This window comes from Bacillus sp. 1A (assembly GCF_052682215.1).
The window spans coordinates 230,477-247,105 of sequence record NZ_JBQYLZ010000001.1; the positions used below are offsets into that span (position 1 = coordinate 230,477).

At 37.7% G+C, this 16,629-nt stretch carries 11 protein-coding genes and 2 pseudogenes; 1 reads left to right on the plus strand and 12 read right to left on the minus strand.

Annotated features, from left to right (window positions below; genetic code table 11):
- Positions 1-16: 16 nt before the first annotated feature.
- The 6 genes from ACUN0F_RS01235 to ACUN0F_RS01260 form a co-directional block, all read right to left on the minus strand.
- Positions 17-2,227 (minus strand): lysozyme family protein, encoded by a 2,211-nt coding sequence (locus ACUN0F_RS01235; protein ID WP_445539032.1) that lies wholly within the window; start codon positions 2,225-2,227, stop codon positions 17-19.
- On the minus strand, positions 2,224-6,240 hold the full coding sequence (locus ACUN0F_RS01240; protein WP_445539033.1) for a type IV secretion system protein: 4,017 nt from the start codon (positions 6,238-6,240) through the stop codon (positions 2,224-2,226). Before ACUN0F_RS01240 ends, ACUN0F_RS01235 begins: the two co-directional genes overlap by 4 nt.
- Positions 6,241-6,270: 30 nt before the next feature.
- Complete coding sequence (locus tag ACUN0F_RS01245; RefSeq protein ID WP_445539034.1) at positions 6,271-8,367, minus strand: VirB4 family type IV secretion system protein; 2,097 nt, start codon at positions 8,365-8,367, stop codon at positions 6,271-6,273.
- Positions 8,368-8,369: 2 nt separating this feature from the next.
- Entirely contained in the window at positions 8,370-9,284 is a 915-nt protein-coding gene (locus ACUN0F_RS01250) for a hypothetical protein (RefSeq protein ID WP_445539035.1), read from the minus strand.
- A complete protein-coding gene (locus ACUN0F_RS01255; RefSeq protein WP_202283741.1) occupies positions 9,285-9,635 on the minus strand; it encodes a PrgI family protein in 351 nt (116 codons plus the stop codon).
- A gap of 66 nt (positions 9,636-9,701) precedes the next feature.
- Positions 9,702-10,121, minus strand: coding sequence for a hypothetical protein (locus tag ACUN0F_RS01260; RefSeq protein WP_061885148.1), 420 nt, complete (start codon positions 10,119-10,121; stop codon positions 9,702-9,704).
- A gap of 223 nt (positions 10,122-10,344) precedes the next feature.
- Here ACUN0F_RS01260 and ACUN0F_RS01265 point away from each other — a divergent pair, with 223 nt between their 5' ends.
- Entirely contained in the window at positions 10,345-10,614 is a 270-nt protein-coding gene (locus ACUN0F_RS01265; RefSeq protein WP_088610186.1) for a hypothetical protein, read from the plus strand.
- Positions 10,615-10,699: 85 nt separating this feature from the next.
- On the opposite strand, the gene ACUN0F_RS01270 is transcribed toward ACUN0F_RS01265, so the two are convergent.
- The 6 genes and pseudogenes from ACUN0F_RS01270 to ACUN0F_RS01295 all read right to left on the minus strand — a co-directional run bounded on the left by ACUN0F_RS01270 (position 10,700) and on the right by ACUN0F_RS01295 (position 16,466).
- Positions 10,700-11,635, minus strand: a complete 936-nt coding sequence (locus ACUN0F_RS01270; RefSeq protein WP_445539036.1) for an Rpn family recombination-promoting nuclease/putative transposase — start codon at positions 11,633-11,635, stop codon at positions 10,700-10,702.
- Between the two features lie 129 nt (positions 11,636-11,764).
- Positions 11,765-13,078 (minus strand): DUF3854 domain-containing protein, encoded by a 1,314-nt coding sequence (locus ACUN0F_RS01275; protein WP_445539037.1) that lies wholly within the window; start codon positions 13,076-13,078, stop codon positions 11,765-11,767.
- Positions 13,068-13,630, minus strand: a pseudogene (locus ACUN0F_RS01280) (LPD1 domain-containing protein); the annotation flags it as partial. The pseudogene ACUN0F_RS01280 and the gene ACUN0F_RS01275, both read right to left, overlap by 11 nt.
- A 403-nt stretch (positions 13,631-14,033) precedes the next feature.
- Positions 14,034-15,038: pseudogene (locus ACUN0F_RS01285) on the minus strand (LPD1 domain-containing protein); the annotation flags it as partial.
- A 112-nt stretch (positions 15,039-15,150) separates the two neighbouring features.
- Positions 15,151-15,702 carry a hypothetical protein gene (locus ACUN0F_RS01290; protein WP_445539038.1) on the minus strand — a complete coding sequence of 184 codons (552 nt, stop codon included), beginning with the start codon at positions 15,700-15,702 and terminating at the stop codon, positions 15,151-15,153.
- 53 nt (positions 15,703-15,755) lie between these two features.
- Positions 15,756-16,466: a hypothetical protein gene (locus tag ACUN0F_RS01295; RefSeq protein WP_445539039.1), complete on the minus strand. Its 711-nt coding sequence runs from the start codon at positions 16,464-16,466 to the stop codon at positions 15,756-15,758.
- Positions 16,467-16,629 lie beyond the last annotated feature (163 nt).

The window sequence follows — 16,629 nt, forward strand, 5'->3', positions numbered from 1 at the left end:
TTCTTCACATCCCAAATCAGTCTATAACATTACGAATTTGCATCATATGTTGACCTCTTGCCGTATAGTTTAGACCTGTTATTTGTACACCTTTGTTATCGCCAATATGAATCATTTTTTGATTCCCCATGTAAATTGCAACGTGCCCTGGGTTTTCATAGAAAATAAGGTCACCTGGTTGTGCATGATTGATGTCTGGTACTTGTTTACCTTGTCCGACTTGAGCACCTGTCCAATCTCCAAGTTGTACACCTATACTTGTTCTAAAGACATACTGTGTAAATCCTGAGCAATCTGACGTGCCACCTGGTGGATTACGATCCCCTAGTACATATCTCACTTTCCCTTGTCCTAGCCATTTTTTCGCTTCTTCCAATACCTTTTGTCGTTTAGCATTTGTCATTGTAGGAGAACCACCTGATGATAATCCTGGGTCATCATTTTTCTTAAAGAATTTCATTGGATCAGTTGGTTGGTCGTTAATACGTATTTGGAAATCTAAATGGACAGCGTATCCATTCATATTAAGGAGACCAGTATCTCTATCATAGTTAGAACCGCCCATCTCCCCAATTATTTGTCCTTTTGTTACCATGGTTCCTGATGCAACTGATATTTTACTCAAATGTAAGTAACGGGATACAATACCATTTCCATGGTCTATATAGACACCTAGACCACCACCGTTTACATTTCCTGTTTGGGCTGTTACAATACCTGCTTCCATCGACCACACGGGATCTCCAGCTTTTCCGGCGGTCATGGCCCCAATATCTACAGCATTATGTTGCTTTCCACCACGAACCGCATCAAATGTATCTGTAATACGCCCACTTTTCGTTGGCCACTTCCAACCTTTATCAGAAATCCATTCTCCATCACCAGCCGCCACGCAACCTAAATCTTTGTAATATTTCAAAACTTTGGTAACGTATGAAAAATCCCCATAGCACGCATTAACCTTGGTTCGGAAGTTATTCGGATCGGAGCAACCAGCTGGGTTTAAATGATTCTTACTTCTTGAGAATTCAATGGCTGTTTCCTCTGAATAGCCACCCTTAGCTAATGCATAACTAATAAAACCTTCACCAAAATTGTAAGACTGCAAGGCGAGAGCAATGTCACCATTCGCCTTTCCTAGTACATCTTTAAATTCCCTTACACCTGCTTCTATAGAAATATTGGGATCTTTAATACACCCTACACGAGCATTTCCCTTTACACCTATACAAGATGAGCTCATGTCCCCATAGTGCCCCTCTGATGCTTGCATTGGATCATTTCCTGCTCCTCCTGATTCCTGCATCATTTGAGCTGCTAGAACGCCAACATATTCAGCAACACCATGTTTTTCTGCCATCTCTTTAATTTTAGGAAGATACCCTGTTACCTTTTCATTAAGATTGACAGGCTCCCCGCCAGGACTCACATTACCTACACACATACCACCAACAAAATTACTAGAAGGTGCAAGATGTCCATACGTTGCCTCTAACAACCCAGCTTCCAATATCTCACGCGCACGCTCTTTTTGACTCTTACTAAACTTTGCGAGTTCCATGGCTTTCTCAAGCCCATGAGAAGATGTTGTCACTTTTTTACTTCCACTCGCATTAATCTCATCTATTTTTTTCTTAAAATCTGTATCTCCTAATATCTTTTTTACATCTGGTCCAGAGTAACTTTCAGATTTGGTTTTTTGCATCTCTTTTTTCTTTTTTTCACAAGGACCATTCGGTCCCGCCTCGCATACCTCTTTTTCCGTATATTCTTCATATTGGATATCCAAAAAATATGAAATCGCATCATGTGGATCTTTACCGGTGAGGTCATTATCATATCGCGCCATATCAAAAGCGACAACCTCTTTCCAATCCACATTCAGAGCCATTGAGACTTCCATATATTTTTTAACTTGTTCCTCTGTTTTCGTATCATCATCGGTAAAAGGTACCAAAGAGACTAAAATCACACACACAGCAATAATTACTCCCATTACCAAAGCGGCAGGTACTCCAACTGCCGCCACAACAGCACCTACAATTTTTAGTATACCTGCTTTTAGCATTTTGGCAGCAGCTTTCGCTGCCGCCCTTCCTGCTTTCCCTGCCATTTTTACCATTTTCCCTCGTGCTTGCATCCCTTTTTTCTTAATAAAGTGAGAAGCTACATCTTTTAAAGGGTTACTTTTTTTCTGTTCATTTGGATCGTTAGGATTTTGACTCATAGACTTATCACACCATATTTTCCATTTTCGGAATTTCTTCCTCGTCGCTGTGCCAAGCGAGGGTTTGGCGCAAATGGAATCAGATTTTGCGGGTCATGTTCTGATAAATTCAGATGCGTCTCTGTACGAACAACTTCATCCTGTGTATGTGTTACTAAGATTTCTTCTCTTGGCTTAATACTACTATCTTTCACATCACAAGCTCTTTCAATCCTTTGGTTTGTTTGTAAGCGCGTATCTCCCTTTCCAAATGGAGAAACACGTGAAACCGTACCATCCGTTGTCGTCGCAACCATGTAACTACGGTCTCTTTCTACCACCATTTGTACATTCTGATAGCCACCTTGGTCTAAATCAGACATATAGAAGTGACCATTGTCTACCTTGTGATTTACCGTAAGTGGTGGTTCATTAAATACCGGTTTCTGTTGTAAAGGTCTTTGATTTTGGTTTCCTACTAATTGATTTGGATTTACATTTATCGAGCGATTAATATTGATTTTCCCACCACTTGAATCTTGTATATAAGCTGGAGAAGCTTTCGTACCATTCCGGTACTGTGTTAACTGTCCATCTGAAATATTTAAATCCTGATATACGACTTGTCCAGAGCGTATGCTACTATCTCCACTCCCATAACGAGATACAACTTGCGTCATACCACTAGCGTCTTTTGCTTCAATCCATGATTTATTATTTGTCGTCACAAGACGTACTGCACCTTTTACAACCGATTGCGCGCCTGTATGATCTGTTGTCGTCGGTACCATCTGTTGAATTTCCTGAATCTCTTTTGCTTCTGTACGAACTGCACTGTTATACGGATTATATTTACTAACCATACGCGCAGTTGCTTGATAAGCACCCGCACCACCAATCACACCTGCGGCGTAACTTAAGCCTTTTGTCACATTATAGTGACGCTCTGCTGCATTCCCACCTAATGAAGTATTGACAGCAGCATTGGTCCCGCTTATCACTCTTTGTACTGCATTCCCTCCGGATTGTTGTACAGCATTTGCGGCACTATAATATGCATTTGATACCTTACCAATGCTATCCGCAAACATAAGGTGTTTGGTACCTTCCATTACACTCATGCCAAGCTTTGCACCTTGCTGTGTCATACGTCCCACTGCAGAAGTTGGGATAGACATTTTACCAGCACTTTGAGCAATACTTGCTATACTAGCTGATGCATCTGCATACGAGCGTTCAACTTCAGAAACGGAGAGATTTCCTGCACGTGCCACACTCGCTTGTGTTTGCGTAGCTGCATATACAGCTTTATTGATTGCACCACCTGCAGCAACACCGTGTGTTCTAACTCCTTGAATTGAACTTGTAATCCCAGAACTTACTTGTTGGCTCACTGTTCCAAGAGTTGTATGATTTTGTAAACCTTTCGTTAATTGCGAAGTAAAGGCATCTTTATTAATATACGATTGATTATGTAGACTCTTACCACTCGTATCTTTTGCCTGTACGGGCATCGCTCCCGCTTGTACTGCTGCTTGTTGTGCAACTGCTTTAAATTCATTTCCTTTTTCATTCAAGTGTGCCTGCCACGCTTCTAATTTTTGCTTTGGATACATAGTTGGAGACAAGTTTTTCATAAAGTTTGCCTTGTTCTCAGCGGCATAGCCTTGTTTAAAGGATTCTGTAGAGGCTTGTACCAGGTTCCCAACATTACTTACTTGTTTCGCTTTCTGGCTTCCTGTTCCACTTGTCAAACCGTGCGTTTTCACACCGTTGACTGCCTTCTGAATGCCTGCTGCACTAGATACACCCATAGCATTTAAGCCAGGATTTTTTTGTAACTGTTGTGATAAATGAGAAGCGAAAGCTTCTTTATTCGCATAGTTTGTACCGTCTTTTTGCTGTACAATACCAGCTGATTCCGCCGCTTGTTGTGCATAATTTTTAAATCCTTGTACTTTTTGATCTAAATGCTTATTCCATGCTGCTTCTTTTTCTTGTTGCGGTATATCTGCAGGGAATTGTTTCATGAATCCAGCCTTATGGTCTGCACTATACGCTTTCTTAAATGCAGCAGTAGAAGCACCGACAAGAGCACCTACTTGTCCCATATTTTGATGGCCACTTTCTAACGTTTCTCCTTTTACACCCTCGACTGCTTTTCCGACTTTTCCTAATGCAAGTCGAGAAGCAAACGCATCTTTATTCACATAGGACTTATCAAACAGATTATTTCCTTGCTTATCCTTCGCATCAACTGGCATGGCTCCTGCTTTTATTGCCGCCTGTTCTGCGTGGTTCCTAAATCCTTGTACTTTTGTGTTCAGATGGTCGTTCCAGTGTTTCTCTTTCTCTTCCGCTGACATATTTTCTGGTAACTGACTCATAAACGTATCTTTATGGTCTGCCTCATAACCCTTTTGGAATGCATTCGTTGCAGCGTTAACTAAATCTCTAGCGTTTCCATATGGAGTAGCGTTCTTCTTCATACCCTGTAAATCTTGTTTACGCTGATTTTTGAAATGAGACATTTGATCACTATTTGTTTTCGCTACTTTTTTGGCAATCTCCGCATCGGACGCACCAAGGAATGCTTGTTTCAGGCGACTTGCAACTGCAGAATCTGGATTATCCGCTTTCCAAGATTCAAAATCTTTTGTAGCTAAATCCTGTGCGATATCTTCATCAGTTAGTTCCGGATACGATTCGCCATTTAAATTTGAATACGTGCCCACACCCTTACTTACGCTTGAACCAATATGTTTCCCTAAGGCTACAGCCCCTTCGCCGACTGCAGCAACACTTCTACCAGCCACTGCACCAGGAGCACCACCTAATGCACTTCCAACTTGCGAGCCTGCTACCATCGCTCCCGGACCCAAACCAGCTCCCGCCGCCATACCTGCAAGTCCTGTCGCTGCTTTACCCATTGAACTTCCAATTTGACCAGCTTTTAACATACGAGCTGCACGAGATGTTGTACCTACATCTGTCCCTAAATTCGCTCCTAATGCATTTTTCGGGTTATCAGCATCTTCTTTTGTCTTTTCTTTATCCCCTTTATCATCAGGTTTTGCTTTTGAATTACGGTAGTCATCACGAACACCTTTAACCAGTCCAGCCACACTCGCTAAAGCACCCATACCCATCATCGTACCTGCTCTATGAATACCAGCGGATGCATTGGTGCTAAGGCCAATAAAGCTTTTTACAATCTCACCAACTGGGATAAACATGGCAAGCAATACTAATTTTATAATAGGATTTTGTGCACCCCCAATAAGCGTAATGACTAACCATAAGGTAATTGCGTGAATCGCTTGGATTAATACTGCCCCCATAAACTCACGAATCCAATATAACGTCTGTTGTTTCTTTTGTGGGAACAACCACATTCCTACCATTACAGGGCCTAGTAACATTAATACGTACAGCGTCACCGCACGCATTAAATAATAAAAGTTTGCCCATATCATTAATCCAGCTTCAATAAATAGTCCGAATATGATAAACATATAATCGTTTTCATGACCTTTCATTGAGAGCTCTGTAATTGTCTTATAGTCAGACAGCCCCGACTTTAACAAAGGTATTTGTTGATCCGGGTTGAAATTCCCGTTATTTACTCCATTTATCGCCTCTTTAAATTCCGATGTAATCCAATTGTTTAGATTAAATACAAAATTATAAAAGAAATCTAAATGCCAGAGGCAAATCGAGATAATCATTAAGTCTTTTGCATATTCAATTAATGCCGTCCGATTATTTGGATTTATAGCCGTTGCGGAATATTTTGCTGCTGTAACAACTACACTGACGAGGACACAAAAAGCAACAAATTTAAACATGACAGGCATACCGGTATCTAATACATTGGTAACCGCATTCTTTTCATATAAAAAATCTAGATTAGCATTATCTCCACCAAAGACTAGAACTGGAATAGTATCCATAAATCCATAAATAGGCGCTAGGAGGGTCTTTACCATATGGATAATAAGGCCACCCACCCAATCTATTATTTTCTCAAGCATAATTTCACCTTCCTTTTCAAAGGTACGCTATTATCCTGCATACCCTTGTCCTTTCTTCATATTATTTAAAAGCTCTTGTAGTACCGCTTCATTCGATTCAATGAACATCATTTCTTTGTCTGATGGATCTGTTTGAATCCAAACCGAACTATCCCCTACACGGAAGATTCCTTCTCCTTTTCCTGGGTTGTTTAGGATAATATCTAATTCCCCAGCAGTTAAGTTAAAGTTCTCTTGGATTTTTTTCTTATCAATCTTATTTTGCTCTAAGAAGAAATAAGAGAAAGTAGATTGCAAGATACCACGTGCTTTCACATTTTCTAAAATACGAACAAAGTCCTGACTCGCCCAACACATACCAGCATTTCTTTTACGTGAACGACGTGCTACTTTTTCTAAGAAGTTAACCGTTTGTTCATAATCAATAAACTGCCACATCTCATCCACATACAGTACTTTTCGTTTGATAGCATGTTCTGGACTCTTAATCCAATGCTCCCAGATATAGTTCAGGATAACGTGGAAGGCGATTGGTTTTAAGAATCCTTCTTCTAAATGACTAATATTAAAGTTAACAACACGTGATTCATTTAATTGTGTTTCTACACCACGACCAAAATGACTTTGTCCATCAAATAATGGTTTTGAACCATCACGTAAGAACGGACGAATCGCGGCGATTAACTCTTCTGCCTTCACATCGTCTCCATGATTTTCTACTATTACATCGTAGATTTCTTTTAACTCTGGCTCAGGCTTTCTCACTTGTGACTGAATTAATTGGCCATCCACTTTCTTCACTTCATCTGTATATAAAGATGAAGGGTGGGAAGTAATGCCATGTCTCTCAAACACTTCACGTATTGCATCTTCTAGCATTGTACGTTGGAATACATTTAATCCTGGTTGATCAAAATCTTGTCCGCGTATAATAATGTCAAAGAATCCTAGTATTTCATTGATTTTCTCTAAAATTGGTACAAATCTTACATACTTCACGCCATCACGCTCTACGAGTTCTTTCTTATCGTATTGTTCCAGCGCTTCTAGTTCTTCATCTTTATCTGTAATTTGCAGTTCTGTTACTGCAATTGCACAAGGATTGATAATAATATTACTTTCAGGAGAAATGTTTAGGTTAATACCACCTAAACGTTTTGTAATTTTTACGAACTCTCCCTCTGGATCGATAATCATTGCATGCGTATCTGCAAGTGACGTTTCACGAGCTAATTTCATTTTTAAAAGTAAACTTTTCCCCGAACCCGAAATCCCGGTCACACCAATGTTATAGTTTGGCGGGCGATAATCTGCATTACCAAATGAATTCAAAAATTCTACTTGCCCAGTAATTTTATTCTTTCCTATTGGTATGCCACCATTAAATCTCCCGGATCCTGATACAAATGGTGCAAACGTACATAACGCACGTCTATCGATATTTCGATAGGTATCTTGCAGCGTATTCGGTGCCCCTAGTGGCATAGTAGCTTTCAGACCACTTTTTACACGGTTCCAAGTACTTGCTATCTTAAAGTGAGATGCTTGCATTTCATCTTCAATATACTCACATAAAACGTCCAATTCTTTCTTTGATTCAGCATACGCAACACCCATGGTACTCACCATATAGGAGTCGTTTTCATTGAACTGGATCTCATCCATTAAATTGTTTGTATCTTGAATTTTTGCATCTAAGTCTTTTTCTTGGTCAATGTTCCCTCGTGTACGTTGGAAAGAAAGATTGGAACGTAACATCGTAAGCTGCATATCTAATGATCGCATTGCCTTAGCTTTTGATTCTTTATGAATATCGATCATGACATCCACTTCCCCAGCTGAAGTTAACATGTTGAGCCAATTGGTTTGCATCATACGTGGGTACCCATCACGTGGAATATAAAACGGACGGAAGAACGTATTACTTCCTAAAGATTGTTTAATTACCCCATAATCTTCTGCATCAATTTTCATTCCTTCTGGGGCAATGACATCAAACACGGTTGTTTGATTGTCTAATTGGGTGGGTACTTCTTCTTGTTCCTGTTCTTCCTCTAGTTCCAATTCATCCTTTTCTTCCGCTTCTATTTTTTTCTTTTCCTTTTTCTTTTTTCCGAATAACTTCATGTTTATGCCACCCCGTTATTTGATTTTTCTGCTTTTTCTTCCGCTAGCACTTTCTTCATTAACTCTAGTTTTCTTTCATTTGTTTCCCCTGTTGAATAGAGGGAGAAATTCTCGTTTTCAATTAAGTCCTGGAAACGAGCTTTTACAGCTTTACGACGGTTAAATGCTACATATAAAAGTTCTATTAATTTATCTTTCGTTAACATTTCTACATTAATTTTTGCTTTCGATAGTAGATTTCGGGATGCATTATAACGACGATATAGTTCGTTAAATGCCTTATCTACAATCTTTTCTTCTAATTCGTCCTCTGTATCAGCCGTAATCGTACTAATATCAACCTTGTATGGATAAATTAAATAACGTTTTTGTTCATATCGAGGTTGCGAACGCTGCCAGTACTCTAAGTTATCGATAACTTCTTGTCCATATAGAACCGTCTCTGGTGTAAGGTCCTTCGCACCTTTCATCGTTTCTGTCATTTTTCGTACAGGATCTGTTAAATCTACGAACTTACTTTGAATATATACTTTCGTATTAAACTCTAATGTGGTTAACCATGATTCAATTTTGATATCAATCGCTTCTTGTTCCATATTGGAAAGTAAGTAATAGTTAACCGGATGTGCTTCCGCAATCAGGACAAATGTGTCATCATGATACCGAATCATATGATTATCAATTTCTTTAATGTCTTCTACAAAAGCACGAAAGAAATCAACATTATCCTCATCAATTTCCGATTCAGCAGGCGTATTCTTTTTGTTTTTCTTTCCAGATTTTTCAGCAGTATTTTTCTCTACTCCACCTTGCTTTTTCCCCTTTTTCTTAGAACCAAACAGCGGTTTTCCATTCATTTTCCGATAAAAGAAAAATCCTACAATGGCTATCGCCGCAAAATATATCATTTCCAACATCTATAAATTCTCCTTTGCCCATGTAGTTGGCTCGTACCCTTTTCTCCACTTGCCTTTTTCAGAACGGCTACGCATTTTGATAAGTAAATATTTATCTAAATACATGTGTTGTTTTTCTTTATAAATAAAACCAAACGTTATTACAACTACTACTGTTGGTATTGCTAAAATTACGCAAATAAAAAATGCTACTACCGCATCAATAGGTGCAAACAACTGCCATAAAAATGGTACATATAAATAAAGGGCCGCCCCGCCACCTAATAGATAAATCAATTGGCGCTTACTTAATACACCTAACAGCGTTTTTTGTTCCGAAGTCATATCAACAGGAACAGTTACTTTTCTCATTTTGTTTCCTCCCTTATATAAGAGAAGCTCTCCCCAAATGGAGGAGAGCTTGTACAAACTCTTATGTTAGATTGTTGTAACCCAAGCAGCGATGTCGTACGCTTTGATCATGACAAAGCCTCCAATTGCCGCGCAAGCTAAACCAATCATAGCTTGTGTACGGTTTTCAGGGTTCTTCCCTTGTGCACCAGATAGTTTAATAGCTGCGAATACAACGCAAGCTGCTACCCAAATTCCCCCAAAACCAATTAAGGTTTTCACTAAAGTGTTCATGCTTTTTTGGACAGTTTCAGCATTGGCACCACTGCCACTACCACCAAGACCTTTCGTAAAGCTACTTTTTGCCAGTAAGAAATCTCCTACTGATGTTGTCATAAGTTTTGCAGACAACCAATTCAACATAATTCCTGCACCTCCGGGTGTTTTTGCTCGCAAAACGCAAAAAGACCCCAATACACGCACACGTCCCCTAAGGACATGGCGCATATTGAGGTCTTCTCTTATATGCGAACTGATTAATTTTATATTTTATTGTAAAATCTTATTACGTTTATATTATAGCAATACGATTTCTAAAATACAACCCCTTATTTACACCAAAAAACAAAATGAATCAGTAAACTGTATTCTAAATAACTAGCTATATTCAATTTTTTAAGACATATCGTTTTTCCTGAATGGTACAATAAAGGAAAAAGGAGACTTCTTCATGGGTGACTTAATCAGTGATGTATTGGGAGGCCTCATTATGTCCATTCCTTCAAAAAAGGAAAAAATGATTCGTAAAAACTTTAAGTTATTGAAAAAAGAAACGTGGTTTAAAGAGATTGAACAAAGATACGGTAGATTAATGGTATTTAACCATTCTATTAGAGAATTTGTTAAAAAAGAGGATCTTGAGGCAATCTTAAAGGATGTTAAGAAGACTAATGAATTTCGTTATGAATTAGAGGGAATCCTAAAGCAAGAAAAAATATAGTTGTAATCACAAAATGGGCCTCAATCAAAAATAAAAAATAGGTAATTGTTTGTAATCACAATTACCTATTTTATATCCTTTATATTTACTCTTTATGTTTTAAAATTTCATTAACCTCTTCCACACTTAATTCAGTGGCTTCCGCTACTTTCTCAATAGGTACACCGACATTAATTAAATTGTGAATCATCTCTATCTTAGTTGCGATTCTAGTCTCTTCTGTAGCTTTTTTGGTGGCTATTTCTGCCGCATTTTTCGCAGCTTTTTCTTCCGCCGTTTCTATTTCTGATATTCTATCTTTTATTGCTTTCTCTCTAGCCTCATATAAGCGTAAAAAATCCTTATCGCTACTTAAACGCTCCCAATCCTCTATTGCCTTTTTCAAAACTGGATCTTTTTCCATTGCTATCGCCTCCAGGATTGTTGTTAATCTCTCATCTTCATGCGCGGGAAATAATAATAACCAACGCGCTAAAGAGTCTTCCCATGGATTCATTCGTTCTCTTTGCCATTCTTGAATCACTTTTGGAATTTCAAGAAAATGCAACTGCATATTTTCTGTAATGATACGCTTAGATTTTTTGTTCATCACTGTATTAACACTATGAAACTCTTGCTCTTCTGGAAACAAAATGAAATCCACTATATTAATACATATGGTTGGTCTTAATTCTGTGTACTTCATCCCTTGAGTCATTTGGGAATAATACATGCCTGACCAATAGAACAAAGAGCGCTCTATCATATCTTTTTTGTCTCGAACTTGAATCTCTATATTAATTTTTATACCATTATTTAGTGTAGCTCGCAAATCTAAAATAGACAATTTATCATCCTTCTGCTCTCTTGGAAGATGCGGATCGTCTAAATGCAAAGATGTAATTTCTTCATTAATAGATGATTGTAGTACCGCGTTAAGAAACCCAATTAATATATCTTCATTTCCTTCTACTCCAAACAAACGCTTAAAAGCATAATCAACTCGTAAATTTACTAGATTTTTTTTCATAGATGTATTCATATTCTCTTCTACCTTTCTTTTAGTTAATTTAAATCCTCTGTGTAATTGGATATAAGAAAAAGATAGAATTACAAACTCTATCTTTTTTAATCTATCTATTTATGAAAATATCAACCTACTATATGACTTTCACAATCTCTGAAATACAGGTTTAAATCCCGCTTGCATTGTATCATCCAGCCCTTTACCTTGCGTTGGGTTCCATGCAGCTATGATTACGTTATAGCCTACTCGCTTTAACTCTGTTGCAAAGTCTATAAGAGCTTTTCTTACTTTTTGATTCTCTACTAAATCGGCATCAAACGCTAAATAGACATTCTCTACACCCATATCCTTTAATACAGGCATAGTAATTCGCCAAGCGTTTACACCAGGAATCGCAAGAACCGTCGTTCCTACTTCAATAAGTTCTGCTTTATTAAATCGTTTTGGAATTAAATCAGCAATCAAATCAGCTTTCATGGGTCCTTCTGTGATCATTACTGATTTCGTTTGATGCAATGTACCAGACTTCCAATGTTTCAAATGAGAACTTGGTACCGCAACATGCACTGGAAGTGGATTTTCACTACCGCCTGCCCCAGTCCCTTGATTTTTGTTTGCTGATGAGAGCCACAGATATTTTTGCCCTTTATGGATCTTTACAACAATTTGTCCCTCTTGAAATGGAATCTCTACCTTTTTGCTCACTTCTAGTTCGCCTTCAAAGATACAATCACCATCTTTAGTTATCTTTACAACGTTAGGCTGCTCGATTAATTCCGCTTGAACTCCAGTAGGTGCCGATTTCACATGAACGGAGTTTTTCACTTCATCCACACGAACCTGCCACCCAACAATTTGATTGTACTGGTTTCGAAAAGGAATCAATATACCAGGAGATCCTGACATCAAACGAAGAGAAAGTTGACCTTTCCTCATCTCATAAAAGCCCGGAACCCCTTGCCAACAGTTTTTATTCCCCATCTGTTTAAATAGCTGCTCCCAAACAGTCGTATACGTATTATCCTCCTCTAACACAATTTGTTGTTTTAAGAAAGATCGATATTGACGTACTTGTATTTGTTCTTCAGTCATTTTTCTATCTCGTAATAAATGTGTATGATGCTGCTCCTGTAATGGTATGAAATCCATTAACTTACGATTAAACACATCTAATTCTTCATTACTTTTCTTATCATGAATTTGAACTTCATCCGCCTCAGGCAATTGATACTTATCTTTTCCATTTATGTAATGAATGTAGCTTGGATTGCCCGTGTTTTTTCCGTAAATCCATTTACTTTCTACACGTGTACATGCTACCTTCTCTTGCGAAACATGCAGCATGCAATTACCTGTATCATGACAAATCGGACACGTAACACGGTAAAATTCCCACCAGCTACCTCTTGGATAAGCACTCGTTAAACGAAATTGACCTTTTTGAATGTTATAATTCATTATTCCCCACTCCTTGTATACTGTTTATTATATATGGAACTGCTACTTCCATTAAACTCTTTATACTCCTATTCAGATATTCTCTTTGTTCTCCTAACGGATATACAAAAGAATATGTGTCACAAACTAAATAATCATTTCTATGATCTTGATCTAGCAAAGCTGATTCTACATACGCTTCAAATGCTCTAGTAAACATCTCATAATTCGTAGACCAATACTTTTTGGTTCTCTTCTTATCTAACTTAATGGCTGTATCAAAGTATACAGACCCTTTCGCTTGATAGGATATTTCATCAAATTTTTCCCCTGTTTTTTATAATGGAAAGCAGCTAGCATTTGTGCAGTTCGCTCAAATTCCTTTTCAGTTTTACGTTCCATACGCGTTTTTGCTGCTCCCGATAGGGTATCCAGCTTTCTGTACGAACTTAAGTGATGTGATTCCAAAATACCTGACACATTTCCCTTATATACATCATAACTATCGATGACAGCACCATAGAAATACCACTTTCTATCTTAGGCACTTTCCACGTTAATTACAGAATTTACGATAGGGGAAAGCCCACGCAGGACTTTAGTCCGTCTTTAGACGTGGGATGGAAGCATCGTTTTTGCATAGCAAAACATGGTATACTTTATTCATAGTCATGCAAAAGACTCTAAAACGACTGTTCTCTGAAAACAGAATACATATGAGGTTGGGGTAGCAAATTCTTCTACTCCGTAAAATGTATTAAGTCGTCATGCAAAAGACGTAAAAACATTTAAGAACCAACAATCTGTACGGTATGGTCACAGTACCGTAGCCCACGAACCTATATGGTCTGTTGTGGGAGTGGTGATGGCACACCGCAATCTTGCACGTCAGCGATACCAGAAATGGACTTCGCCTTTGGTAGCAAGAATCCCACTGACGTTAGTCAGCTGGCCCCTTTAGGGGTGGGAGTGTCAATTTGGTAGAAGGTTCATAATGTGCTAATGCATTGCCGCTTCCTCTCGCACCAATCGCAAGTCCTAAGCGTCCCCCTAGCCCTATATATTCAGGTGGAATTCCCAATATACGAGCTAAATCATGTAATGCCTCAGACACATACTTAATATGCTCTTTTGCATATTGTTCGGTGCAATAATGCCCAAATTGCATTCCCTTTAACGCAAACATAACAACTACATCTTCAGGGTTGGTCGCAAGTTCTACTCCTAGTCCTTTTCTTTGCAGGGTATCTGGTAGTTTCCTACTCCAAGCGGCTGTGGATTACTTACGAGTCATAACCTTTTTCGTAAGTAAATCATTCCATGTTAGTTCATGTGATACACGAAGGTATGTAGATTTAATACTTTTTGAATTTGTACAAAGTGATATGAATTTCTTTCCTAATATTAATAACTCCATACCATCTGCATCAACAAATTCATCAAAATATTCTTCTACCATTCTTTTAAATGTGTATGTGACATTCTTATCTTTTTTAAATGCATACCAACCGTTTTGCATTTCCTTACCTTAAGAACCAACAAGATCTATCCATTGTTCTGAGGTATGTATTAACTGTATATCATGCCATATTCTTCTACATGCTTGCACATACAGTTTCCTTGCAGTCGGTGTATCTACAATTGGCTTCTTATCAATCCTGCCCACTAGTAATTGCTTTAACTTTGCAACACGTGCCGGTATATCATTATCTTTTTCTAGTTCAAAAGAAAATGGAATCAATGTATTTCGATCCAATGTATTGAGCGCTTCTACTGGAGATTCTTTTTCAATTTCCGCTAAAACATCTAAAGAAAATGATACTAAAAATGATTCTTTTAAGGCTCGTAGCTCTTTCTTAGCTCCTACTAATTTCTCACCAACATCATAGCTGTATCGATTGCGAACTTATTTATCTGTCCTCACATCTTGTACTATTATGTTTTCTCTTACCTCTAAATCAAAAAGTTCAAATAAATCCATGCTAAAATCCTCCTTATTAAAATAAAAAGACAGAAATTCATAGTCGTTTTAACTACGGATTTCTGCCTTTTCCTCTGCCTGTATACTTTCACACGTTTTTGCAAATTACTCATTAAGATACACTCACACCTGTTAAAGAGAATAGATCTTCTTTTGTTGGGTTAAGTGCCTGTAACCAACTATCTACCGTTAGAAAGTTTACTTTTTTTAATTGCTCGCCTTTCTCCGCACGCTTAGCTACCTCTAAACCTCCATGGTGATGTACAATCATTGTAAGATCATTTTTCTTGAAAATACATTGTACATCAGTAGAGTTTATATGATGACTACATAAAATTGGCTTCCATTTCTTAAGAGAATACCCTTCTATTTCTAGGAAACCGCGGATTGCAGTAAAGCGATAACTTATCCCTCTAAAGCATCGCTCCAACAAAAAAAGGAAATCTCGTATACATCTATTGAAATAGACATGATACAAATAGATTTCCCCTCCTTGTTTGGCTGCTCGCTGTGACAAGTTTGATGGTTTAATGGAAAACTGATAACAATCTCGTTCCCAGAATGCTCCTTCTTTTGTTACTCTCATTCGAAATGCACGCAAATTTGGCATAAAATCTTCTGGATGTGCAGAACAAAATATAGATACTTCATAACTCATTTTCACTTAAATTTCCCCCTGGTTATATATTTATTATTTTTCTACTTCACAACAATTGATTACTTTACACTTAGAATAGACAACTCAAAAATATGAAGAAAAAGTAATACTCGATAAAGCCACGGCAAATGTTTTTCTCCATAATACATGTAAAGTTCTTTCGTTTCCCTTCTATAAGCAAATTGAACACCTAAGTGTGTAGGAAGTTTTGATATGTCCTCCATTTCAATGTTTTGAATGATCTCAATAACGGTATGGGGGGACTCCTTTAATAATTTCTTCAATGGTTCAAGAGAAATATTAAATAATCTACTACACTCCTTAGTACGCTCTTTGTTATATTTAATAATTCTGGCCAATTCTTCTACAGTCGGATCAAATAAAGGATTTGTAACCTCTACATACTCAGACATTACTGTTTCTAATTTACAATCCATTTTGTTAATAATATAAAGACCCCATTCCTTAAACGCATCTTCTAACGTACATGGATAGCCATACACCTCTAAACAGTAATTCCTTACAAATGCAAAATAACAATCTTCTTCACAATCATGGTTTAAAATTGGTAAAAAAATCGTATTGTAATACTCATCAGAGTTGATGTGTAAGGCTGTCATTTTATCTGAAATATAATCTTCTGTATCATAGCTAATGCTAGAATCACGCTCTCGAATTGGTTGAGTAACTTCATTCCCCTGAAAGATTTTTATTATTGTCTCTAATGGTAGTAATGGTTTATCAAGTGTAATAGCATGTTCGTATTTCATTATAAAGATCCCCTTCCAAAGCAAAAAAAACACAAATCTTGTGTTTTTTTCTCGCAGTGTTTTTTATTTGTATACCTAAATCTAAATATCTTTTTACAAGTGATTCCTAACTTGAAAACAACACAAAAAGGGCTCCTTCAAGTCGATTAAAAATGTGCATAGC

Excerpts from the sequence above, each read along its gene's own strand:
- ACUN0F_RS01245 (WP_445539034.1), bottom strand. The coding sequence starts at position 8,367 with ATGAAGTTATTCGGAAAAAAGAAAAAGGAAAAGAAAAAAATAGAAGCG.
- ACUN0F_RS01235 (WP_445539032.1), bottom strand. The coding sequence starts at position 2,227 with ATGAGTCAAAATCCTAACGATCCAAATGAACAGAAAAAAAGTAACCCT.
- ACUN0F_RS01295 (WP_445539039.1), bottom strand. The coding sequence starts at position 16,466 with ATGAAATACGAACATGCTATTACACTTGATAAACCATTACTACCATTA.
- ACUN0F_RS01260 (WP_061885148.1), bottom strand. The coding sequence starts at position 10,121 with ATGCGCCATGTCCTTAGGGGACGTGTGCGTGTATTGGGGTCTTTTTGC.
- ACUN0F_RS01270 (WP_445539036.1), bottom strand. The coding sequence starts at position 11,635 with ATGAATACATCTATGAAAAAAAATCTAGTAAATTTACGAGTTGATTAT.
- ACUN0F_RS01265 (WP_088610186.1), top strand. The coding sequence starts at position 10,345 with ATGGGTGACTTAATCAGTGATGTATTGGGAGGCCTCATTATGTCCATT.
- ACUN0F_RS01275 (WP_445539037.1), bottom strand. The coding sequence starts at position 13,078 with ATGAATTATAACATTCAAAAAGGTCAATTTCGTTTAACGAGTGCTTAT.
- ACUN0F_RS01250 (WP_445539035.1), bottom strand. The coding sequence starts at position 9,284 with ATGTTGGAAATGATATATTTTGCGGCGATAGCCATTGTAGGATTTTTC.
- ACUN0F_RS01240 (WP_445539033.1), bottom strand. The coding sequence starts at position 6,240 with ATGCTTGAGAAAATAATAGATTGGGTGGGTGGCCTTATTATCCATATG.
- ACUN0F_RS01255 (WP_202283741.1), bottom strand. The coding sequence starts at position 9,635 with ATGAGAAAAGTAACTGTTCCTGTTGATATGACTTCGGAACAAAAAACG.